This window comes from Ekhidna sp. ABH4_415, from assembly GCF_056161305.1.
Genome location: NZ_JBSWYW010000007.1, coordinates 337,028 through 360,977 on the forward strand (window position 1 = coordinate 337,028; position 23,950 = coordinate 360,977).

Annotated in this window: 20 protein-coding genes and 1 tRNA gene; 8 read left to right on the forward strand and 13 right to left on the reverse strand. The window is 42.1% G+C overall.

Annotation, left to right across the window (positions count from 1 at the left end; translation table 11 throughout):
* Window positions 1-26: 26 nt before the first annotated feature.
* The 5 genes from ACXAH9_RS14460 to ACXAH9_RS14480 form a co-directional block, all read right to left on the reverse strand.
* A complete protein-coding gene (locus ACXAH9_RS14460; RefSeq protein ID WP_474895562.1) occupies window positions 27-1,142 on the reverse strand; it encodes a hypothetical protein in 1,116 nt (371 codons plus the stop codon).
* A 129-nt stretch (window positions 1,143-1,271) separates the two neighbouring features.
* Window positions 1,272-2,045 carry a DUF4249 family protein gene (locus tag ACXAH9_RS14465; protein ID WP_474895563.1) on the reverse strand — a complete coding sequence of 258 codons (774 nt, stop codon included), beginning with the start codon at window positions 2,043-2,045 and terminating at the stop codon, window positions 1,272-1,274.
* A complete protein-coding gene (locus ACXAH9_RS14470; protein WP_474895564.1) occupies window positions 2,042-4,651 on the reverse strand; it encodes a TonB-dependent receptor in 2,610 nt (869 codons plus the stop codon). The genes ACXAH9_RS14465 and ACXAH9_RS14470 overlap by 4 nt, the downstream gene beginning before the upstream one ends.
* Window positions 4,635-5,603 (reverse strand): FecR family protein, encoded by a 969-nt coding sequence (locus ACXAH9_RS14475; protein ID WP_474895565.1) that lies wholly within the window; start codon window positions 5,601-5,603, stop codon window positions 4,635-4,637. The genes ACXAH9_RS14470 and ACXAH9_RS14475 overlap by 17 nt, the downstream gene beginning before the upstream one ends.
* A gap of 27 nt (window positions 5,604-5,630) precedes the next feature.
* On the reverse strand, window positions 5,631-6,173 hold the full coding sequence (locus ACXAH9_RS14480; RefSeq protein ID WP_474895566.1) for an RNA polymerase sigma-70 factor: 543 nt from the start codon (window positions 6,171-6,173) through the stop codon (window positions 5,631-5,633).
* A gap of 116 nt (window positions 6,174-6,289) precedes the next feature.
* Between ACXAH9_RS14480 and ACXAH9_RS14485 the strand changes: the two genes are divergently transcribed.
* The gene (locus tag ACXAH9_RS14485) at window positions 6,290-7,594 is read left to right on the forward strand and encodes an MFS transporter (protein ID WP_474895567.1); all 1,305 of its coding nucleotides are present in this window, start codon (window positions 6,290-6,292) and stop codon (window positions 7,592-7,594) included.
* Window positions 7,591-7,773, forward strand: a complete 183-nt coding sequence (locus ACXAH9_RS14490; protein WP_474895568.1) for a CPXCG motif-containing cysteine-rich protein — start codon at window positions 7,591-7,593, stop codon at window positions 7,771-7,773. Before ACXAH9_RS14485 ends, ACXAH9_RS14490 begins: the two co-directional genes overlap by 4 nt.
* A 1-nt stretch (window position 7,774) precedes the next feature.
* Here ACXAH9_RS14490 and ACXAH9_RS14495 read toward each other — a convergent pair whose 3' ends face one another.
* The 5 genes from ACXAH9_RS14495 to ACXAH9_RS14515 form a co-directional block, all read right to left on the reverse strand.
* Window positions 7,775-8,131: an SdpI family protein gene (locus ACXAH9_RS14495; protein WP_474895569.1), complete on the reverse strand. Its 357-nt coding sequence runs from the start codon at window positions 8,129-8,131 to the stop codon at window positions 7,775-7,777.
* A gap of 2 nt (window positions 8,132-8,133) precedes the next feature.
* A complete protein-coding gene (locus tag ACXAH9_RS14500; RefSeq protein ID WP_474895570.1) occupies window positions 8,134-8,898 on the reverse strand; it encodes a patatin-like phospholipase family protein in 765 nt (254 codons plus the stop codon).
* A 76-nt stretch (window positions 8,899-8,974) separates the two neighbouring features.
* Window positions 8,975-10,267, reverse strand: coding sequence for an amidohydrolase family protein (locus tag ACXAH9_RS14505; protein WP_474895571.1), 1,293 nt, complete (start codon window positions 10,265-10,267; stop codon window positions 8,975-8,977).
* Window positions 10,268-10,415: 148 nt separating this feature from the next.
* Window positions 10,416-11,765 (reverse strand): amidohydrolase family protein, encoded by a 1,350-nt coding sequence (locus tag ACXAH9_RS14510; RefSeq protein ID WP_474895572.1) that lies wholly within the window; start codon window positions 11,763-11,765, stop codon window positions 10,416-10,418.
* A gap of 8 nt (window positions 11,766-11,773) precedes the next feature.
* Window positions 11,774-13,492: an amidohydrolase family protein gene (locus ACXAH9_RS14515; protein WP_474895573.1), complete on the reverse strand. Its 1,719-nt coding sequence runs from the start codon at window positions 13,490-13,492 to the stop codon at window positions 11,774-11,776.
* A 112-nt stretch (window positions 13,493-13,604) separates the two neighbouring features.
* Between ACXAH9_RS14515 and bshB1 the strand changes: the two genes are divergently transcribed.
* Window positions 13,605-14,321: a bacillithiol biosynthesis deacetylase BshB1 gene (gene bshB1 / locus ACXAH9_RS14520; RefSeq protein WP_474895574.1), complete on the forward strand. Its 717-nt coding sequence runs from the start codon at window positions 13,605-13,607 to the stop codon at window positions 14,319-14,321.
* 18 nt (window positions 14,322-14,339) lie between these two features.
* Here the strand turns inward: bshB1 and ACXAH9_RS14525 are convergent, their stop codons facing one another.
* Window positions 14,340-15,737 carry a hypothetical protein gene (locus ACXAH9_RS14525; protein ID WP_474895575.1) on the reverse strand — a complete coding sequence of 466 codons (1,398 nt, stop codon included), beginning with the start codon at window positions 15,735-15,737 and terminating at the stop codon, window positions 14,340-14,342.
* Between the two features lie 161 nt (window positions 15,738-15,898).
* On the opposite strand from ACXAH9_RS14525, the gene ACXAH9_RS14530 reads away from it, so the two are divergent.
* Entirely contained in the window at window positions 15,899-17,134 is a 1,236-nt protein-coding gene (locus tag ACXAH9_RS14530; protein WP_474895576.1) for a carbohydrate porin, read from the forward strand.
* Here the strand turns inward: ACXAH9_RS14530 and ACXAH9_RS14535 are convergent.
* Both ACXAH9_RS14535 and pdxH read right to left on the reverse strand, forming a co-directional pair.
* A complete protein-coding gene (locus ACXAH9_RS14535; RefSeq protein ID WP_474895577.1) occupies window positions 17,113-18,309 on the reverse strand; it encodes a glycosyltransferase family 2 protein in 1,197 nt (398 codons plus the stop codon). The genes ACXAH9_RS14530 and ACXAH9_RS14535 overlap by 22 nt on opposite strands.
* Complete coding sequence (pdxH, locus tag ACXAH9_RS14540; RefSeq protein ID WP_474895578.1) at window positions 18,309-18,953, reverse strand: pyridoxamine 5'-phosphate oxidase; 645 nt, start codon at window positions 18,951-18,953, stop codon at window positions 18,309-18,311. The genes ACXAH9_RS14535 and pdxH overlap by 1 nt, the downstream gene beginning before the upstream one ends.
* A 67-nt stretch (window positions 18,954-19,020) precedes the next feature.
* Between pdxH and ACXAH9_RS14545 the strand changes: the two genes are divergently transcribed.
* The 4 genes from ACXAH9_RS14545 (at window position 19,021) to ACXAH9_RS14560 (ending at window position 22,773) form a co-directional block, all read left to right on the forward strand.
* On the forward strand, window positions 19,021-19,605 hold the full coding sequence (locus ACXAH9_RS14545) for a MiaE family protein (RefSeq protein ID WP_474895579.1): 585 nt from the start codon (window positions 19,021-19,023) through the stop codon (window positions 19,603-19,605).
* Window positions 19,605-20,183, forward strand: a complete 579-nt coding sequence (locus tag ACXAH9_RS14550) for a YqgE/AlgH family protein (protein WP_474895580.1) — start codon at window positions 19,605-19,607, stop codon at window positions 20,181-20,183. The genes ACXAH9_RS14545 and ACXAH9_RS14550 overlap by 1 nt, the downstream gene beginning before the upstream one ends.
* A gap of 50 nt (window positions 20,184-20,233) precedes the next feature.
* Window positions 20,234-22,252, forward strand: coding sequence for a DUF349 domain-containing protein (locus tag ACXAH9_RS14555; protein ID WP_474895581.1), 2,019 nt, complete (start codon window positions 20,234-20,236; stop codon window positions 22,250-22,252).
* 444 nt (window positions 22,253-22,696) lie between these two features.
* Window positions 22,697-22,773, forward strand: a tRNA-Thr gene (locus ACXAH9_RS14560).
* Window positions 22,774-23,950 lie beyond the last annotated feature (1,177 nt).

Below are 23,950 nucleotides of genomic sequence, written 5' to 3' on the forward strand. Positions count from 1 at the left end.
AAGGCATTTTTTGTTTTTAAGCTTTCTTATTCAAAATTCACTTCCAGTGCTGCAATTATTGCAGGATTGTACGGAGTTAGATTCTGAAGTCGATCAGCAAACTGATCAAACAGTGGATCTGGAGACTCACCTCCCTGGATGAAGCCATCAGAGTTGAAATAGCCAGGTGCTTCCGTATTTTGAAGATAGGCATCTATTTGTTCCTGAGGCAAACCGGGGAATGCAGCTTGGATTTGTGCAGTGAATACATTTTTCAATGAATTCTCTACCAGCAATACTTCTCTATCATCTGAATCCAGACTACCTCCAGGAAGGCCGACTTCAGCTACACCGATGCTTCCTTTATGAATACCTGATGCTACAAACGCCCAGTTAAATCCTTGATCGTCAGTGAAGAAAGTAGCATTTGGATGATATGAGTTTCCGTAAACATCGATCACTTCTCCAGTTTTACCAACAAACATCTTGAGTGTACTGATGGAGTAAGGGTCTACAGACGGATCTTCGAGTGGCAAATTGTCTATCGTCACAATCATATGTGCATCATAGTTAGCGCTTTCCTCAGAATATTCTATTTTGAAAATCGCATCGCCAGCATCTGCGTCCTTAATACGATCAATATTGTATGGTTTTAAGATTGCCACTCCTTTAATGACATCCTTATTCCAAAATACTTGCATAGCTTTTCCTCCATCATCATTTCCTTCTGATGCAGCATCTGTGATTGTAAGCGAATACTGATAATCAACCCCTTCGTATGTAGCGTCAGAAGTTACAGAAAGGTTCTTAATGCGTAGATCATCGTCACTTTCATAGCTGAAGAAAAATTCGCCATTAACATCAAATTGTGATACTCCACCTAATATAGCTTCAGTAAGTTCACCAGCGCCATCACCAATGGCAATGAACAACGAAAGCAACTCATATATTTCATTTCCGTTCAACTCACCTTCTTCAGCACGTCCATTCGTTCTTCCGTTTGCGGCTGCAGGGTTAGCAAGTGGATCAGGTACATCGATTGAGAAACGCTCAGGAAGAATATCTTCTTGTGCAGGAGGTGAGTCAATCGAATCATCGCATGACGCAGCAAATAGTAATAGTGCTACCAGCGATATCAGGGTCAATAGATTTATCTTTTTCATAGTTTCTTTCGTTTTCATGATTGAAAATAATTTGTGATTTGTATTGATCACACAGTATTCAGGATGTACCCTGGATAAATTTTAAAATTTTTAATAGTAAAATCATAACTAATTGATAATCAGCGACAATTAATTAACAATAGTTGAGTCAGAATCAACCATCGATACATAAAAGTACCCAACAGCTCCCTCCGAAAGGTTAGTCAGTACATTGCCTGGAGCTGCATCAAATCCACCACCTCGCCAGTCTACTTCCGCAAGAAATGATCGAAGGAAGTTTTGATGATCCGGGGTGAGCGAATATTTTTTTCGATACAAGGTGGCGCCTTTCGGGAAGGTAAATGGCTCCTTGTCAGGAGCAAACGTTTTGGTGATGTCTACTACGTCCAATGTATAATAAAATGCTTCCTTGGTTAGTGTAGAACCATCCACATTCCATTCTGCTACTACATTAGTCATTGAAGGGATGGTTTCGTTGTGCATATATTCCATTTCTCCTGTCTCCGTTTCTTGAATCACCAATGGGGGCAATTTGGTGCCTACATCTGATGTGGCAAAAGCATAATACTCTTCACCATTATACTGGATATACAGGATGTATACCTTTCCAAAGAGCGCTACCAACGAATTATTTGTATAGGTTCCGGGTCTACTTTCATCATGAGTAAATAGGTAATTGTTTTCTCCCTCATTGATAAGAACGAGGGCATCTGTTACAGGTGGTGGTTCCTGACCAAGTTCATCAAATGTCAGCGATAGCTTGATTTCCTGGGTACCTATTTCATTGGTGATACCGCCATCGACTACCAAAAAAACTTCTTTGTTAATCGCTAATTCCTGGTCGGAAATCTCTTCACATTGCCAACTCAGCAAAACCATCAATATGATCAATACCTTTTTCATAGTCTGAAGGAGTAAGAAACGGATGGAACAACCTGATAAACAAATCGATGGGTAGCCTGAAGAGCTTCCTGGTTATTGATTTCGGTCGGGACAACAATCGTATCGTCTTCCAAAATGATCTTATTGAAACTGCGAAGTACTGAATTTTTCTGTCCGTAAAAATTGAAAAATGAGATGGTCAGGAAGTGATTGAATTTTCGCTCCACCTTGTTGAGGCGGTATGACCACCCAAAATCCAGTCGATGATAGGTAGGCAATCGATCATTATTCTTTTCTGCATAGATGGGCACTGTTCGTCCTGCATACTGGTAAAAGGAGGTAGGTGTGGTGACAGGGGAGCCGGAGAGAATCATAAGGGTACCTGAGAAACTTGACCGTTGTGATTTTTTGTAAGTAGCGTTTATGGAAAATTGTATGGGACGATCTGATAATGCGACATATGATTTCCCATCATTGATACCCTGAATCTTTCTAGTTGATCTTGAGAGTACATAAGATATGCTTCCTGTTAGTTTCCCCGTCTGTTTCGTAAAAATCGCTTCAAGCCCGTATGCCGTTCCATTTCCGGATCTGATCTCCGCTTCAAAGTGAGGATTTAGTAACAACTCGGCCTGGTTGGCATAATCAATTTGATTCTGCATGGCCTTATAATAGCCCTCCAGGTTCAATTGCCATTTCATTCGTTTATGTGTCCAACCAAGAGAGATTTGATCTGCTTTTTGAGGCTTTATGTTTATGCTCGCTGGCAACCAAACTTCCAGATTATTGAATGGGCTAATGGAGTTACTAATCAGATTGATATATTGGGCGGATCGCGAATAATTTAAGGTCAGAAAATTCCGGTCATTTAAAATGTGAGTAAGCTTGATCCTTGGTTCGAGGTTAGCGTAATCATTGTAGCTGCTGCGATCTTCATAAGTCGTCGTGTCTGTAACCAGGAAGTCCTCATCAATGGTATATTCAATAGTCCTACCAAAATTGGTCCATGTACTTAAACGAACGCCATAGGTTAATAACCACCTGGACGATAGCTGACGTTCATTGCTGTAGTATAAAGAGAATTCCGTTGCATTACGCTTCGGCACAAACGGGGCATCATCATTACCCTCCAAATTACCGGGGTTAAAGTTATGTCCGCTGAGCTTGAACCCAAATTTGTGGGTGCTTTGAGGATTTCGATAGAATGAAAAATCAGTTTTTAAGCTGGCGTTTGCTATGTGGTTGGACCAAACCTGACCGGGTGCTGAGATTAGCTTGTATTCATATTTACTGGAGTAGAACGTGGTATTGGCAAAAAGACGATCATTGAAGGTGTGATTCCAGCGTATCGTTCCGGCAATATTTTTCCAGGCTAGACCTTCATTGTTTATATACTCATCGTTGCTGGAGAAAACAGATAGAAAAAGTCTGTTATTGTCGTTCAGCTTCAGGTTTATTTTACCGGTGATATCAGCGAAGTAAAACTGATCAAAATCATCATTACTTAAAAAGGCATCTATGTATGACCTTCGACCAGAGAGAAAAAATGAGCTCTTATCTTTTGCGATTGGACCTTCCAATGAAAGCTGTGTGGTGACCAGGCCTATTCGGCCATTCATGTGAAAGTTTTTCATATTGCCATCTTTCGTGTGAATATCCATCACAGATGAAATTCGACCTCCAAAATCTGCCCCGGCATTGCCTTTGTATATTTTGATGTCTTTGATAGCTTCCGGTGTAAACGAGCTGAACAACCCAAGCAAGTGGGCGGGGTTGTAGATTGGCGCCTCATCAACCAAAATTTGATTCTGATCCCGATTGCCTCCGCGTACATTGAAGAAAGTAGATCCATCATTAAAGAGCTGGATGCCCGGTAGGATGTCCAGGGACTTGATGACATCCGGTTCGCCTAAAACCGATGGCTTTTGCAGTATCGTGGTATTGGATAGTTGAGTGACGTTTGAATGCACACGATCAACCGTTTGAACGGAATCATCCACTGTGACAACTACTTCTTGTAGGAGAGACGAACTGAATTCGAGATTGACATTGACATTCAGATTACTTTGGAGCGTTATCGTCTTGGATTGGTTCTCATACCCGATGTACGAAAACTTCAGCGTGTAATTACCAGTCGGCAGGGTAATTGAATAGAAACCATACGCATTGGCAATGGTGCCAATACCCAATTCTTCCACCAGGATAGTGGCACCTATCAGCGTCTCACCATCATTTAGGTCCAGCACATATCCACTAATGGTGTATTTCTGTTCAACTGCCTCATTTTTTGACTTACGAAGGATCAGCTTATTTTCCAGCCAGACATATTCTATTCGCAAATCAAGAAATAATTGATCCAGCACTTCACTCAGCTTTTGATCTCTCACATCTATGCTGACCTTGTGATCGATTGGAATACTGCGAGTACTATAGGAAAAGGAAATATCTGTTTCAGAGGTGATGGCATCCAATACCTCTTCCAATGTCACATTTTTTAATTGAAGGGTCAGCTGCTTGTTCAGCACATCCTGACCGACAGCTTGTGGTACTATCAGGAGAAACCAAATCGAGATTAGCAAAAATCGGTAAGCAGACATGAGGATATGAAGATCAGCAACCTTGGCCACTTATTTCAAATCCTTTGCTGGTTTTTTCAATGGAAAGATCCAGGGTGGCCTTCAATATCTCCAGAATTGACTCCAAAGGCTGATTATCAAATGACACGGTAACAGGGCACTTACTGATATTTTCAGACCTCAATTGAATGTTTACCTGATAGGCACTGGAAAGATTTGCCACCACCTTTTCGAGTGAAGTATCGTCAAAAACAAATTGTTTCGTCTTCCATGAAAGATAGTTGGGGTCATCGTTGGTAAGCTTGGATAATTGACCGGATGTACGATCCAGGATAGCTTTTTCATTGGGTTTCAACTCCAGGCGATTGCTTCCATATTTGACAGCTACGGAACCGGAAGCCACGATTACCGTAGATGTTGGCTCGCCTTCTCTGGACCTAACAGTGAATGAGGTCCCCAGTACTTCTACTTCGACGGTAGGTGTTTTAATAATGAAAGGCTTTTCAGGATTTTTTTCCACCTCAAAGAACGCCTCACCTTTGAGTTCGACCGCTCTATCTTCACCCGAAAATGCTTTTGGATAGCTCAATACACTCGCTGCTTTAAGTGTAACAATGGATCCATCCTGAAGTATCTGCTCCTGCATTTGACCTGCAACAAGGTGCTCCATCTTGTCATTCTGAAGCCAGAAAAAGGCGATACCAACAGCCGCAAGTAGTGCGATGGAAGCTGCAATTTTCATGAAAGAGAACGATTTTTTCTGTGACTTTCGGATTTCTCCTCTCAGTCGAATCCACTCTTCATTGATCTCTTCTCTAGTGATTCCTGCTGCTCTTTCTGTGCCATCCCACACCTTGACCAGCTCAGCATAGTATTGCCTGTTTGCTTCACTTTCAGCAAGTAAAGCACTCAGCCTGCTTTCTTCCTGAGCGGTAGCTTCTCCGGCAAACTTCCGAGACGCCAGTTCTATGATTTCGTTATGGTTTTCAGCGTTTTCTTTCACAGCTTTTATTTATCACACATGAGAGCGTCATAACCCTGTTATAAATTGAATAAAAATGTAAATAATCAGATAATCCTTCAGTTTTTCACGTAATAAACGCAATGCTTTGGATATTTGATCTTCTACGGTTTTCACAGAAATGTTCTCTATTTCGGCAATTTCTCTGTACTTCTTGCCTTCAAACCTACTCAAAGAAAAAATGCGTTTGGTCTTGTCAGGAAGGTTTTCAATGGCTTGCACAATCCTGGTTTGTAATTCAGACTCCTCTAGGTAATCTCTGGATTCAACGTAGGCCGGAATGGCCTCAGTGTCTGTTTGTAAGTCATGTTGCACAATTTTCTTTCTATCTCGGATGTAATTGAGACACAAATTGTGCACCGATTTGAAGAGATAAGGCTTTAGTGGTTTAGTCAAATCAATCTCATCCTGTTTTTGCCACAGTTTTAAAAAAGCATTGTGAACTATGTCTTTGCAATCATCCACATCCTGAATGTACTTTCTTGCAAAGGAGCACAAGAAGGGGTAGTGCTCTTTGAAGAGTGCTTCAAAGTCTTGCTCAGAGAAGTTCATTGAAAGTTCATTGGCTTAAATGGAAATTTATATTTTTTTAACTAGACGAGCATTGTCGATCTTTTTAGCAATTTTAAATTTCAAAAACACTCACTTCAAGTGAAGGTTATTAGGGTATGTCTAAAGAACCAATCAGCGAACGGGTATATGAATATGTTGCAGAATCGGGTGAGGAGCGAGCATGCGATGCAATCTCCGAGGATTCATGTAAGGAAGCTCCTGGAAATTTTCTACTCAATGGGCTGAATGGGTTTTGTACCAAACTGGCAGAGCAAATAGCTAGTCCAGGCTTGATTATTCCATATATATTCTCGCTTCTGGGTGCGCCCGCCTTTTATTCAGGACTATTGGTTCCAATTAAGAATACGGGTTCGTTACTTCCGCAGCTGATCGTATCTGCCAAAATCAGGGCCTTTAAAATCCGAAAATATTTCTGGGTAGCTGCAGGATTTTTTCAGGGACTAATGCTGCTTTTGATGGCGCTCGTCTGCTTTAGGTATGAGGCTGGAACAGCAGGGATTCTTGTGATTTTATTGCTTTTGCTTTTTAGTATGGCAAGCGGAGTAGGTTCAATTTCCTTTAAAGATGTGATGGGAAAAACCATTCCAAAAGGTAAAAGAGGCCGACTGCTGTCTTTCAGAGCAACAGGTGGAGGAGTTCTGACCATCCTTGCAGGTTTTGCCCTTTATTTCATCGTAGATGGTAGTCGTTCTATTGATTCGTTTATCTGGCTTTTTGTCTTTGCTGGAATCCTTTGGATTACTTCAGCTATACTATTTGCCTTTATTAAGGAGAAGCCCGGAGCAACCTCCGGAGGTCGGTCACCTATTGATGAAATAAAAAACGGTTGGTCGCTGATAAAAGCGGATACCAACTTTAGGCAATTTCTGATCACTCGGGCTTTGCTGCTAGCCATTCCATTGGTGCAGCCATTTTTCGTTTTGTATGCCACGGAAAATATGGATGTGGAGCTATCGGGACTGGGTCTTTTTGTGATTGCTGCAGGAATATCCAATACCATTAGCAGTCCATTTTGGGGGAAGTTTTCTGATCAGAGCAGCAAAAAGGTGATGATGGTAAGTTCGGCATTCGCAGCAATCATATGTTTTTATGTCCTATTGTTTGACAACCTTCCATCTGATATTCAAAACATCTACTTTTTTGGTCCGGTCTTTTTCTTGATCATCATGGCTTATGGTGGTGCTAGGATGGCAAGGAAGACTTACCTGGTGGATTATGCTCCTGCTGATGAGCGACCACTTTATGTATCTGTAGCCAATACTTTTATGGGAGTGATGACCTTATTTTCCGGAGTGCTGAGTATGGTTGCAGGCTTTTTTGGTGTAAAAGTGATGATTGCATCATTGATGTTATTGATGATTATAGCCATACTTTTTGGCTCAAAGCTCAAGGAAGTATGATCGAACATTTCTTTCATTGCCCGTATTGCGGCGCAGAGATAAGCATGCTGATTGATCCATCAGTAACAAAGCAGGATTATGTAGAAGACTGTGAAGTCTGTTGCAATCCTATACGAATACAATGCGAAATAGAAGGAGGGGAGCTATTGATGTTTGATGCTATATCAATTGAGCAGTGAGCTACTTCTTTGGTTTTCCCTCTGAATCAAAATTTTCCTTGAGGTACCTTTCAATAATAAAGAGAGTTCCCACTAAAAGGATGCACATCACACTGCATGCTGTAATGAGTGCGGTGGCCGGATCAAAAACAAAATACAATACGATTTGAAGGATAATGGTGATAATAGCAATCCAAACCATCAAATCCATTGAATATTTATTAGAAGCATCCCAAGCCTCTTGAGACTTCATAGAACGAACAGTTCTGTATCCGTACAGCCAGTTTCTGTTTTTGGGTGGGAAGGCCTTGAAGATTAAACTTAAAATCAAAAGAAGTGGTCCAATGGCCAGATTGGAAATAAGCAGCGCCGTACTCATAATCAAATATCAATATCCATTTTTTTTACATAATCATAGCCGATATCAAAAATCTCTTGGGCATGTTTGGTATCCATGATATCATAATTACACAACTCAGGAGGTTCTATAAACACGTCACATTGTTTTTTAAGTTCGCCATTGCTTGGGTTGACAGCAAGCTGAAACATACGGGTAGCTACCTGAATGAGATTAGTTAGTTCGTCAATTTCCTGTATTGGGCTGATGCTAACACCGATTGTTTTCTTACAAATGTCTTTGAGTGGTTTAACAGGTACGTTATCAAATATTCCACCATCAGAATACAGCTTGCCATTGAATTCAACCGGGCTAAAAAGAACGGGGATAGAAGCTGAAGCCTGAATGATATCTGCCAAAGGTCCCTCGGTGATATATTCTGGTTTGCCTTCCAGCATGTTGCTCACACAAATAATCAAAGGGGTTTCCAGATCTTCCAATTTTTCAATCGGAATTTTTTTGAGCATACGGGATTTCATCTTTGCTGAACTAAGTAATCCTGTCTTTGGGATGTTGAGCTCAGAAATAGCTGTAAACCGATATTCCTTAATGATATCGAATGCTTCCTTTGGAGAATGACCTGAAGCAATGAATGCTCCTGCTATGGCTCCAGCACTAACGCCTGAAATCACATCTGGTTTGATCCCTTTTTCATCCAAAGCTTGCAAAATGCCCAGATGAGCAAACCCTCTAGCTCCGCCTCCTCCCAATGCAATACCGATATCATATTTCTTTTCTGATTTAGACATATGTCTAAATTAGTTAGATCTAACAAAAAAGGCACCTCATATTTGAGATGCCTTTCAGGTTTATTTAACTAATTAATTATTTTTCGACTCCCGGAGCTCTATTCAGGTATTCCTCATATAGCTGCGTGTGTCTGCTAATCATCGGGATATTCCAGCCGTCTATAAAAACATACTTGATTTGTGTTTTGGTCTCGAAAGGATCACCTGTAGCTACAAAGAGATTGGCTACTTTCCCCTTTTCCAGGGAGCCATATTTATCCGCTACCCCAAATATCTCGGCCGGAACGATCGTGATTGCTTTTAGTGCTTCCTCTTTACCCATGCCATAGGTAGCAGCAAATCCAGCATGGTAGGGGAGGTTTCTTACATTCTCCACCTCATTGGTTCGGATGGCTACCTTCACACCTGCTTTCTGCATTGCTCCGGCATTGGCATATGGTCGATCATATCGGTCATAGCTTCGGGTAGGATTGCTTAGAACAGGTCCGGTAATAACTGGTACACCAGCTTCGGCAATCTTATCAGCCACTCTCCATCCTTCTGCTACACCACAAAGGATTGCATTTGCTCCTTTTTCCTCTATCCACTCCAGGGCAGCTATGATGTCCTTAGAAGAATTTACATTGACGAGAAGTTTCATTTCTCCTCGTACTACGGGAAGCATTGCTTCCATCTCAGGATAGTATGGTTGGTCTTTGCCTCCTGATGCCGAATCAATTTTATGATACTGAACAGCTTTCTCCCAGACTTCATTGAGTTGCTTGAGCGCCTTTTCAGCAGCTTTCTTGATATCCTCATCCGATCTTCGGTCCCATCTTCCTCTTCTTCCTGTTGCCGGGAAGTTTAGAACTACTCCTTTAAACCCTGCATACATCTGGTCTGGCGTGTAGCCATGCAGATTTATTAACGCAGCTGTTCCTGGGAAGAGTCCTCCGGAAGGCAGGGTAAGTGCAGTGGTGACTCCACTCACCCTTGTCACTGGATGAATAACTGAGCTTGGGTTTACAGCTGTCAATGCCTGGATGTGAGGGATGACATCTCCAATCTCGTTATTATCTCTGGTTCTATCCACAGCACTAATCTCAATTAGTCCTATTTGTGTTCCTCCGTCGATCATTCCCGGATAAATAGTCATTCCGGTACAATCGATGGTTTTCGCACCTTGCGGAATAGAAACACTTGTTCCAATATCGGTTATCATTCCATCGGCAATTACTAATGTTCCATTCTCGATGGTTCCATTAGTTACCGTTTCAATTTTCGCGTTAGTTAATGCGAATGTCCCTGTCTCAGCACTTGGAATCTGGGCAAAAGCCAGGCAAGCCGTCATGAGCAGAAGCAATGTGAATGTATATTTAATTTTCTTCATAATTTTCAAAGTTTTAAGTCTTGAGTCGTGAGTTACGAGTTGGTTTCAATTTTCTTTTTGAAACTCATGATCATCTCCAATCCCTTTTGCCAGATCATTAATTGTTTAAAATTCTTCATGCTCGAACCTCGTAACTTATTTCTCGAAACTATTTATTGAATAAAAATTCGGTGTTCTGCATGCATCGATCGTGATCCTCTTTTTCCCAAAGCGTCACATCGATCTTTTCTTCCGGATCAGGATAGATCCGCATATCTGCAGGATCATTTTCACGATCGAATCTTACGATACCATCTACAATAGTCATCATAGGAACCGCATAAATAGATAGGGGATGATTTTTGAAAATCGCTACATCACCTTCTTTTCCTTCCTCTAAAGATCCAACTCTATGATCAATGCCGAGTTGTTTGGCAGGATTGATCGTAATCAATGAAAGTGCTTCATCGTCATTTAGCCCACCATACTTCTGTGACTTGGCTGCCTCGTGGTAAAGGTGACGAATCAGTTCTCCAGAATCTGAATTGATGGAAGTAGTGACACCATTCTTAGTTAGAATGGCTGCATTGTAAGCCGTGCTGTAGTACACTTCAAACTTATAAGCCCACCAATCAGCAAAAACCGAGGCGCCAGCTCCGAACTTGGCTAGTTCAGGCGCTACTTTGAATCCTTCATTTACATGCTGGAAGACTAACTTATCCACTCCAAAATCTTTGCAGACCTGCATGAGCATATAAATCTCATCCGCACGATAGGAGTGGCAGTGGATGATGATATTGCCTTTCAGAATATCAGCAAGTGTTTCCAGTCTCAGGTCATACTGAGGGGCCTTTCCTTTGAAGCGCTTGTTGTTTTTGTTCTTGTTGTACTCATCCCAGGCCTCCATGTATTCTTTTGCTTCCTGGAAGGAGCTTCGAATGACATGCTCAACTCCCATTCGGGTACGTGGTAGGATGCCATTTCCAGCTCCATGCACACGTGTCGGGTTTTCACCGAGTGCAAATTTGATGGTACGCGGAGCTCCTGCCATTCGCATTTTATCAGGATCAATCTCCCCATATCGAAACTTCACGGTTTCACACTGTCCACCGATTGCATTGGCAGAACCGTGCATAGCATGGGCGGTGGTTACTCCACCAGCAAGTGCCTGGTAAATGCCTACATCAAGGGGGTCTAATGCATCACCAACCCATACTTCAGCAGTAACAGGATTAGTCGCCTCATTCACTGCATCCAGTGCCAGATGTGAGTGTGCATCAATAATGCCGGGCATTACAAACATGCCGTCTGCATCTATGGTCCTGGAGCCACTGGGAGCACTGAGTCCTTCTCCTATCTTAGAAATTTTACCGTCTCTAATAAGGACATCCGTATTCTCGAGTGTGCCATTCGTTACGGTCAAAACAGTACCGTTTTTGATCAGCACACTTCCTTTTTCCTGGGCTATCACACAAGTGATTGCCAAAAGTATTGCTATATATAAATTCAGTTTTTTCATGTCCAATTTTATTTATTTGGTTCACGTGATCCTTCCATCGGGAAACTTCCAAACTGGGCTACCGTTAGCGATCCTTCAAAATTATCGCCATCTATATCCATGGTTATTTCAACCGTAATTTCTTCTCCCATATTCAGTTTAAATGAGAAAGTTACCTTGTTGCCCTCTACCTCAATATTTTCAATTTCATTGGTGCTTTCATTGAAGCTTATTGAAATGGTTCCGTTGTAATTTCCGGGAGTACCTTTAATGGTGATAACACCACTCCCGTCTCCTTGAGGTGTTTCTGTCGTATAGTTCCAGACGCCAGCAGCATCAACTGCCTCACCTGTATTGCTTTTTTTCTTTTTCTTCTTTTTTCCCTTGTATTCGTATTTTACTCCATCTACGAATACGAAGCGTACATTGGCGTCTTTTGTGAAGTAGGCAGTATCTGAAACGATCAGGTTGGCCATTTTCCCAGCCTCAATGGTCCCCATTTGGTTGGAAACGCCAAGAATACTTGCAGGCTCTGTTGTAAGAGCAGCAAGAGCATGGTCCTCTGAAAGACCGCTTTCAATCACCTTCAAAAGATTGGTTTTAAAATCCTTTGACTTTACCTCTATAGTGGAAAAACCAAACTTGATTCCATTGCTTCGGAATTTACCCGCCTGTGTGTAATAGTTTTTGATCGTGGCATTTTGTCTTTCCTTTAATGCCTTTTCCTCTAACTCTGATTCGGTCGGTTCTTTTTCGTCTGATTTCTCCTCACCATCTTCTTCTTTGTCTTCTTTTTTCTTTTCTTCTTCCTCTTTCCATTCAGGGAGATCTAAGGAGAGAAACACCGGAGCGCCAGTGGATTTGATCATAGGAATTGCATCCCAACCTTGTTTCACTTCGGCAAGCATCATCCTGAACCCAAGATCTTTTTGAAGGGCAATTACCCGCATGATGTCTTTGACTCCTTCGGCTTTAAAAGCCACCGTCATCTGTTTCGATACAACTGGATAAAGCGCTTGAAGCACTGCATCTGTTTTCGGACGCTCCAAGCCATTTGGGTTACTGTTGTACCTATTCTCATAATCACGCGCCTGGCTTGCCTTGCGGTACAGATCACGGTACTTGGCCATCACACCAATTACCGTGTTTGGATAAACACCGTCTGCATCCATTAGTTGAGAGAACATGGAAGTCTGATCTTTCACAACCATACTTTCACCGTCTTTTGCCCCAAGAAGAATGATCGTTCCTGTTCCCGGTAGCATTCCATTGTGAGGTACACTGTGAGCGGCAGTAAATCCAAGCTTTCTAAAATTCTCAACTGATTTATCATCGGGTTTAAGCATCTCTCTCGCAGAATTGCCCGGAGTGATGCCGGCTCGCTCATAAGTAGGGCTCCCGGTTAGTTTCCGGTCATCTTTCTGTTCCTCTTCCTTGGGTTTTTCAACTCCTATATTTGAAAGTCCGCTTATAAATCCGGCATAAACAAACATCGAATCAGCATCTACAACCCAGGCATCTGCCGGGATAGCTACACTTGATCCTACTGCTTTAATGATTCCGTTTTCAATTAGCACCGTACCATTCTGTATGGTTTTTCCTGGTGCCTGTACAATAGTTGCGTTTTTAATTACATACTTATTGGTTACAGGCTTCAGATCACTGTCTTGTGCTAATCCAATCAATGGCATTACCCCAATCAGAAATAGCATACATGCAGACCTGACAAGGCTGTCACATTTTTGCATAGGTTATTACTTTAGGTTTGAAATGAGGATTGAAGTTAGGAAATTATTGATCAGTGAAAACCAATATTATACGAATGGTGTTTCTTTGTCGCATACGGAAAATTGATTGATAATGAAACTAGATATACTTGCCATAGTTGCCCACCCTGACGATGTAGAGCTTTCTTTTGGAGGCACGCTACTTACTCACCAAAAGCAAGGGTTTAAAACTGGAATTCTGGATTTGACAAAAGGGGAATTGGGAACCAGAGGGACCCCTGAAATCAGGGCACAGGAGGCAAAAGATGCGGCGGATATATTGAATCTCTCCGTTCGGCAAAATCTGGGATTGGCTGATGGGTTTTTTGAGAATAATAAGGAGAATCAAATCAAAATTGCTGAGCAAATCAGGCGTTTTCAACCACGAATTGTAATCACAAATTCTATTTATGATCGTCATCCTGATCATACCAGAGGGGCTCAGCTCGTAGAGACTGCTTGCTTCATAGCTGGTTTGAAAGCTGTGGAAACGGAATGGGAGGGAGTGAAGCAAGACTTTTACCGTCCGGAGAAACTCTATTTTTCGATACAAAGCACTGCACACGAACCGGATATTCTCGTAGATGTATCTGATGTAATGGAAGAAAGAAGGGCCGCCATTAATGCATTTAAGTCTCAGTTTCATGATCCCAATAGTAAGGAACCCGAAACTTTTATAAGCTCTAAAGGATTTATGACCATGCTGGAATCACGTGCCCGGGAATGGGGCCAACGCATAGGTGTAGAGTATGCTGAAGGGTTTAAAGTAAAGCACTTTTTGGGTGTTAAAAGCCTTTTTGATCTGCTTTAAATCTCAAGTAGGCTGCATCTATTTCAGTATTTTATCGGTTTTCTTAGTTGGGTAGAATTCCCGGATTTGACCTGTTATTTTGTCTGTTCCTTCTAAGTAAATAAGTGCCAAAGGAGCTTTTGACTCATACTCTGCAACGTCCTGCCATTTGGGTACATTTAGACTTTTTAGGCCAGCGACACTTACAGGTAAGTAGTTTACATCGCATTTTACCGGGGCATCCAGTATTTTATTCCAGGATTCCATTTGAAGATGTTGTGAGCTATAGTTTTGAGATTTGTTTGTTACAGAGGAGCATTTTATTTCTCCTTTAGTTCTTGCGAAATTGACAAACGCAACTTTCGTCTGTTCCTTCATTAGCAGTGGAGTACGACTAATAAAAAACTTATCGTCCATGTTTCTTTGACACATCAGGATTTCAAGTTTTCCGTTTTCGTTTCTCAGGCTAGCGCCAAATCTCATGCCGGGTCTGTTTGCTAGGAGTTCGCCTGCCTGTTTTATTCTAGGTGCACCAATTTCTACCACCTGACTGTAAATCATCCGTTGAGTTACAGGAGTTCCATTCGGTTCAATCAGTTTGAATAAATAAATCTCATCGCCAGAAATCTCCCATTTTGAGAGGTTTGGAAGGCTCTCGGTTACATCATAATATAATCCCCAGATAGAGTTATCTGAGGCAGTGATCAGGTTAAGACCAGCTCCTGATCCAAATCGATTGTATTTTGCTATCGGTTCCTTTATCCAAGAGCTAATGTTCTGATCTTTGGTTTTGTAGATGACTACTTTTCCATTTTCAGAATCCTGATCCATTAGTAGGTACCAGCATTTCATCTGATCGCTGTATGTAAGCCCTGCACCCCCGGAGTTTACATTATCTTGCTGTATTCGGGCTACCTCAAAAGAGCAGTTTGGGTCCTTTTCCAAATCAAAAATCAACGCCATTGATTTCGATTCCCTTTTGGTGCCTAAGGCGGCCTGACTTAATCCATATTCTGCTTCAATGGCGATGGTTAGATACTTGCCCGTGATCTGTATAGAGCAAGGGTGAGCATACCCCTTTTCTAATTCCTTAATCTTCCCTTGCTTGGTTTTGGTGTTGTAGATCCAAAGCTTGGAAGGGTGCGTGCCGGCCTTGGATGAAGGGATTTTTCCTCCCGTCCGATCACCGGTACTAAATGCCACATAGATATAATCTTTGTATTGAGCCACAGCTTGTGCATGCCATCCTCCTATGAGAGTTCCGATATTTAGGTCGGTTCCATTTAGCGTTTCTCGTGCAGCTGGTGAACTAGCAAATGATTTTAAGAATTTAGGTTGATCCCCTTTAAGCAATTCGACATCTATTTTGGGAGCTTGAGAAGAGGCACCAAAAGAGAAAAGTACACAAGAAACGATGTAAGATATTCGCTTGATCATAATTGATGGTTTAATAAGATACAGCTTGAAATTAGAGCTTGTTTCGATTATCTCCAACCATTGTATGAACAATAATCCTTGTATTTATTAATCAAAAAACATTTAGAATTTCACGGTGTTAGTTGGATAAAATTAACTTTCTTTAATGCAACCCATCACACGTGAATCGTTTTGTATCTCTTTCTTATTTGGTGCTTTTTTTAGCATCCGGAATCAGTGTAGCACAAACTGAAAAATCCTGGCTTGAATTGGAAGCAGTCTACTCAGCACTTCCCTGGTACAATGCCAGTGGAGGATTGGAGACAGGGTTTGTCTACATGGACAATGCGGATGTTACTGCTAAAATCAATTTCGATCAGGTATTTGGGTTAAATGATAACCTATCACTCTTTGTGTATGGACTTGGCAATCATGGAGACATGGCATCAGAGCTCATGGGAGACTTCCAAATAGCCAGCAATATTGAAGCCCCCAAAACGTGGAGGTTGTTTGAGTTTTGGATCCAGCAAAACTTCATAGATGATCGAATTTCAGTTCTGGTTGGGCTATATGATTTAAACTCCGAATTTGATGTTTTGAGACCCGGTACTTTATTTATCAATAGCTCTTTTGGGATAGGGGCTGAATATGCTCAAAGTGGCTTGAATGGTCCGTCAATTTTCCCGATCTCCTCTTTTGGAGTTCGTGTTGCCACTTTTGTTGGAAGCAGGACACGAATCAGATTGGCTATTTTGGATGCCGTACCAGGTGATCCTGCCAGACTGGAAAGCAATCAAATTCAATTAAGGTCGGAAGAAGGTGCACTTGTAGCGGGAGAAATATCCATTTATATCGGGACAGATTTTGCGAATAACAATAGAAACATCGAGCGATCATATGTCACTCGCCGAAGGAAGGTTGGGCGGGAGCATGATGTTTATAAAAAGGACAAGATCAACATTGGAGGATGGTATTATACCAATGAATTTGAGGAGATCAATAGTCAGGGATCATCACGGGGAAATTTTGGACTCTATTTAGGGGGGCAAAAGTACTTTCCCATAGGAGGTAATGAAAATTACATTGCCCTGTTCGCCAGGTATGGGATAGCCAATGACAAGTATAATCGGTTTGGAGCTGCACTGTCCGGTGGCTTGTTAGCGAGTAATCCAATCACAACGATGGATGACAATTTTGGGTTAGCATTTTCATCGGGGTTCAACGGATCAGCATTTCAGGAACTGCAAAACAGTTCAGAAACGACTGAAACAGTCATCGAATTCACCTATTCTTTACCTTTTACGTCCTGGTTGCTCCTTCAGCCTGACGTGCAGTATGTGATTAATCCATCAACTCGACCAGAACTGGATAACGCGCTTTCATTTGCTTTGCTGGCTCAGCTTTCATTTTCGTATTGACGATCCAAATACCTCAGCTGGATTAGTAGAGATTCCTTTGTTCCTTTCAGGAAAAAATGTTTTTGTCTGAGCCACTCCAGCGCCTCTTCCAACTCCACATTCTGGTAAAACTCATCTCTGCAGAAATGAACAAACTTTAGAATTTTAAATGCATCAAACCAATGAAAAAATCGTTTTCGAAACTGCTCAAGCGAACTTACATGATTCTTAAGATCTATTATCTGTTCTATCCAATCACCACCAAGGAACGTCTGAATCGTCATTGGCAGCTTCCATTCTTCCTGGCTCCAAAAGTCATCCACTTTATCAAAAAATAGTTTCAGGTCTTCGAATGTATTGGGATGATAGACGTGGTATTTATCATCTTCCTGAAGGATATCATTTATCGCTTTACCGGTTCCAAATGGAACGCGATCGGATACCCGATCAGAGGGACGAATAGTGGTTGTGTTGATCTCAACAAATCCACCATGAGGAATGGTTTTGTTAAGAAAATAGAAATCCTCTCCAGCCTTACGTGTGTTCATGCCACCCACTTTTTCATACATGGACGATCGGACGGTGATACAGGAACCTAATGTCTGATGTGCATAAGGGAACCGGGCAAATCGTAATGCATCAATGTAGTATCGAAGGTAAAGCTCATAGTCAACGATGGCTTTGTGATTATCGCGATGGAGGCTGTGCTCGTAAAACACAATGCCGGATTGAGTTTCCTTATTTTGATAAGTCTTTTCAATTTCTTCAAGGTAATTGGCATCACATCTGCAGTCTGCGTCATAGCAAACAATCGGACCATCCTTTCCTGCTTTTTTATATAGGCGCACTGCCTCATCCATACCAATCTTTCGGGCCAGACCCACACCTGCTTTTTTCTGTGGCAGTTTCTTTTGCGTCACCAATACCGGGTAATCACATTGAAATGCCTGAAGATCCCGCATAGTCTGCTCATTGGCTTTTCTGATTTCTTTGGATGCTTCTTCTGGCTCATTCAGCACTACAATAACCAGTGATTTGCCCGGTGGGTAGTTGCAGCCGCTGAGGGATTCAAGCGCACCTGTTAAGTCTGGTTCTTTGAAACACGGAATGACCACAATCAAAGAAAGTGCCTTTGGTGGCTGATAATCAGGGAAACATTCATGCGGCCAGGCGTATCGCTCCAGGTAGGTTGACATCAGGGGGCCAATCGGTTTGATTTCCAGGATCCATTTTCATCCTGCTCGAAGTAGAAACGATCATGCAGGCGGCTTTTTCGTCCCTGCCAAAATTCGAAGGTGTTGGGAATGATTCGATATCCACCCCAATTATCAGGCAAGGGGATTTTTCCTTCTTTAAATTTCTTCTTCATCTGCTCCAATTTGACCTCCAACACACTTCGAGAAGATATCACTTCACTTTGATTAGACACCCATGCTCCCAGCTGGCTCCCTTTAGGTCGAGAGAGAAAGTATTTCAATGACTGTTTGGTTGACACTTTTTCAATACTGCCCGTTATGGCCACCTGTCGCTCCAGTGAATACCATGGAAATAAGACAGAAACCTGAGGGTTTTCGTTGATTTGCCTGGATTTCCTGCTTTCATAATTGGTGTAGAATACAAATCCATCCTCACCGAACATTTTCATAAGAACAGTTCGCTGAAAAGGTCTCCCTTCTGGGTCTACGGTGGAAAGCACCATGGCAGTTGGTTCAACGATTTCACTTTTCAATGCCTCATTAAACCATTTTTCAAATTGTTTAAAAGGGTCTTTAAGAATGGTGTCTTCATCCAGTTTTGCCTGGGTATACTCTTTGCGGATAGAGGCAATATCTTCTCTCATGTTCCGGTTTCCTTTTACTTTTGAAACTCAACAGTAGCGAAGGTAAAAAGGTTAAAACCAAAATGCGATGAAGTTTAGAATTGACTTGACAGTAGACTCAAAAAAAGAATGGGTGGAAGCTGTATTGAATGATTTTGATACCTTTCTGCAAGATCATGCAGATTGTGAACGAAAAGCTTCGGGCATGGCATTGAGCCTGGTGGCCAAGTACCCTAACCGTACCGAAATTATTCCTGAATTGATCGATACATCTGTGGAAGAGTTGGAACATTTTCGGGATGTATATGAGATCATGCAAAGGCGAGGTATTCAGCTTAATCATGAAATACCGAAGGACATGTACATTCAGAAGCTGTTGAAGATATGCAGGGATGGAAGAGAAGAGCGTTTCATGGACAGGCTTTTATTAGCTTCATTGGTAGAGACAAGAGGAGCAGAACGTTTTCGACTGGTATATGAAGCGTTGGAAGAAGGAGATCTCAAACAATTCTATCATCGATTATGGGCATCTGAAGCAAGACATGGAGAAGTGTTTGTAAGAATGGCACTCAATTATTTTGATGAGGAGGCCGTTTACAATAGATTGGAGGAAATGAAACAACAAGAAGGAGTGATTTTAAATGAACTCCCAATAAGACCAGCATTACATTAATGGATTTTTTTTCATCTGATAAAATAATTGAACCGGAAAGAGGAGATTTGTTGATCTCTGAGCCTTACTTGCCTGATCCAAATTTTGATCGGACGGTAGTATTTCTTTGTGAGCACGATGAAAATGGGACATTTGGGTTTGTATTGAACAAAGCAGCAAATATTGCTTTAAACGAGCTTGTGGATGAAGTGGGAAACTACCCAGGAAAGGTTTTTATTGGAGGCCCTGTTGAAAAAGACACCCTTCATTTTATTCATCGTGAACCCAACCTCATTGAGTCTTCAAGAGAGGTAGTAAAAGGCGTTTATTGGGGGGGAGACTTCAATAAACTAACAGAAATGACAAACACCCGAGCCATCCAGACTGAGGATGTTCGCTTTTTTATAGGGTATTCCGGATGGGCAGCAGGTCAGCTTATGGACGAAATGCGAGCCAAATCATGGATCGTGCTCAAAAACACCACGCCTGAAATGATTTTTGACTGGGACAACCAAGACCTATGGAAAGCGTGTCTACAAACCATGGGTGGAAAATTCCGTCTCATATCTAACTATCCAAAAGATCCCCGACTGAATTAGGGTATTTGGTTAGCTTTGTGTCATAAGAGAAATAGTAACTGGTTCCAATAATGGATAACGAGAAATTGCAGGACGTTTCAAACGAAACCAAAAACGAAACGCCTGAGGAAGTTCAGAATCAAGCTGAATTACGAGATGAGAATCAACCTGAAGTAGAAGATGAGAAAACGGATGGTGACGTAGCAGCTGAGCAACCTCAGGAAGAAGTAAAAGAAGATCAGCCACAAGAAGAGGCAAGTGCTGAGGAAAATCAGGTGGAAGAAAAGCCCGTGGAGGAAGAAAAAAAGGAAGAAGACTCAGCCATAGAATCTGAAGAAGATGATCCTCATAATGAGGAGGGTGATGAGGAAGAGGAAGAGGAATTGGATTTTGAGCACGCCGACAAAGAGGAGCTGGTGGCTAAAATCCGTGAAATCAAAAATGAAGAGAATATCCGGTCGCTTGATCGAGTGCTGAAAGCCATCAAACCGCGATTTGATGAGCTATATGAAGTCTCGAAGAATGAGGCACTTCAGAAGTTTGTTACTGATGGAAATGAGGCAGATGCTTTTGAATACCATGGTGATGAATTGGACAAGGAATTCATTACCCTATATGGTCAACTAAAGAGCAAGCGAAATAAGCATTATAAAGACCTTGAGAATCAGAAAGAAGACAACCTAAAGAAAAAAGAGAGAATCCTTGAGCAGCTTCGCGAAATAGTAGATGGTGAAGAATCTGCTGAGAGTATCAATGGAGTTCGAGAGCTGCAGTCCGAGTGGAAGAAGGTTGGTCCTGTTCCTGGAGCAATGAATAAAACGCTTTGGGCAAATTACAATGCTTTACTTGATAGATACTATGACAACAGAAGTATCTACTTTGAGCTGAAGGATCTGGATCGAAAGAAGAACATGAAGCTTAAAGAGGAGCTTTGTGAAAAGGCTGAGGCCCTTGCATCGATGGAAGATTTGAAAACGGCCATCATACAGCTAAATGACCTTCATGAAGAGTATAAACACATTGGGCCCGTACCTAAGGAAAATCAGGAACCGCTATGGCAAAGGTTCAAGGCTGCTTCTGACTCCATTTATGCAAAACGAAAGGAGCATTTTGAACACCTGAAAGAGGAGTTTGAAAATAATCTGGTGAAAAAGCAGGAGTTGATTAATGAGGTAGAAGCTTTTACCAAATTCACCTCCGATCGTATCACTGAGTGGAATGGCAAAACCAAGGAAATCCTGGATATTCAGAAAAGGTGGGAGGCCATAGGTGGCGTACCAAGAGAAAAAGCAAAAGCGATTAACAAAGCTTTCTGGGGTTCCTTCAAGGGATTCTTTGCTAATAAGAATCAATTCTTCAAAGAGCTTGAATCGAAGCGAGAAGAAAATCTTCAGAAGAAGCAGGAGCTGATTGAAAAGGCAGAAGCTCTTAAGGATAGCGACGATTGGAATTCAACAGCAGATAAACTGAAGCACCTGCAGACAGTGTGGAAGGATGTTGGTCCTGTCCCTGAGAAGGTAAGAAATGAGACGTATAAGAAATTCAAAGCTGCCTGTGATCATTTCTTTAACCGTAGAAGAGAGCAAAACCAGGAGCAGTTCAAAGCCTTTGAGGATAACCTGAAGCTAAAGCAGCAGGTATGTGATCAGTTGGAGCAGGAGGGAACGAAGGAAAGTCCTGATCTGGACACGCTGTATGATTTAATCGATAATTATACTTCTATCGGATTTGTGCCAAAAAATGCGATCAAGAAGATTAGAAATCGATTTGATTCGGTGAAGGAGAAGATCCTTTCTAATGAAAATATTCATGAGGATGACCGGACAGATCTGAGAAATCATATCCAGATGGGACGGTTAAAGAATACTCCAGGGGGAGAGCGTAAGCTTCACCGGAAGGAGCATTCCATCAAACGAAAGATTTCCAGTATTGAAAACGACATTTCTACCTGGAATACAAACATGGAATTCTTTGCCGATTCAGCCACAGCAGATAAGCTGAAAGCAGAGATGCAGGAGAAGATAGATAAGGCGGAGAGCGAGTTAGAAGATCTTAAATCACAACTCGCAGCAATTTCTGCACAAAATTGAAAAATAGATTTGTGAAATAGCCGGACCCTGCTATTTTTGCAAACCGTTTTGAACGCCCCGAAAGTGGGGAGTTAAATAAGAAAAGAAAAATTGCCTCCATAGCTCTCCCGATATTTATCGGGAGGCCAGAGCAACTGACTTGGAATCCTCACCTCAAACGAGAGGTGTACATTTTTAGAAGATATTGCCTCCATAGCTCTCCCGATATTTATCGGGAGGCCAGAGCAACTGACATAGAATCAGTAGGTCTGAAAGGAGAAAAAAATTGCCTCCATAGCTCAGCTGCGGTTCGACGTTTCGACCAGAGCAACTGACTTGGAATCCACCACCTCAAACGAGAGGTGTAGTTTTAATAAAAATATTGCCTCCATAGCTCTCCCGATATTTATCGGGAGGCCAGAGCAACTGACATAGAATCAGTAGGTCTGAAAGGAGAAAAAAATTGCCTCCATAGCTCAGCTGGCCAGAGCAACTGACTTGTAATCAGTAGGTCGTTGGTTCGAATCCGACTGGGGGCTCCACAAACCCACTCAAACGAGTGGGTTTTTTTATGTCTTGATCTGGATGAGAACCAACGACCATTGGGTGAATATTCCGGATCGAAATCGACCAGCGGGAGATTCATGAGGGGAAGTGCGGTATGGTTGTGGGTACGAATAATCCGACTGGGGGCTCTAAAACACAAACCCCGACCATTAGGTCGGGGTTTTTTGTTTTAAGGAGTTGTGAGTTCGAACCAACGACCTGTGCAATAGAACATTCCGGTTCGAAACCGCTTTGCGGTTCACGAGAGGAAGTGCGGCATGGCTTGCGGGTATGAGATAAATGCGAAGTATGAGGTCGAATTCACGAGGGGAATTGCGGCATGGTAGCGCGTATGAGATAAATCGACCAGCGGGAGATTCATGAGGGGCTTGCGCGCATGGTTGTGGGTATGAATAATCCGACTGGGGGCTCCACAAACCCACTCAAACGAGTGGGTTTTTTTATGTCTTTACACGGATGAGAACCGCAGCGGCGAACCGCCAATGACCGGTGGGTGAACATTCTGGTGGATATATTCCCCCTTAGCAAAGGGGGGTGCGAAGGAATGTGAGGTTGGAGGGGGATGTTTTAACCAACTCACTCATAAATCAAAACTAATTGTCATCCTGAGCCTGTCGAAGGGTAACGACAATTATTGGTTACACCATATGTGAAAATGACTCGCTCATTTGTCTGATGCTTCGAGTCCCGGCTTGCAGCCGCCTCAGCATGACAAATGGATTTATGTAGCACCTTACGAATCAAAGCGTAGCGAATGGATATACTCCCCCTTAGCAAAGTGGGGTGCGAAGGAATGTGAGGTGGGAGGGGGATATTTTATATGGTGTGGAACAGGGTGTTGTTCACCTTTCGATTAACTCAAGGTGACAAGGAGTGAGCATGACAAAAATTATTAATTGTCACCCTGAGCCTGTCGAAGGGAAACGACAATTAGTAATTCAAACGTTTTTATGAATGGGTTCACAGAATGTCTATGTTTCGACAAGCTCAACATGACATGGCGAGCTGGAAAGTGAAAAAGATATGCTCATTTGTCTGATACTTCGAGTCCCGGCTTGCAGCCGCCTCAGCATGACAAATGGATTTATGTAGCACCTTACGAATCAAAGCGTAGCGAATGGATATACTCCCCCTTAGCAAAGTGGGGTGCGA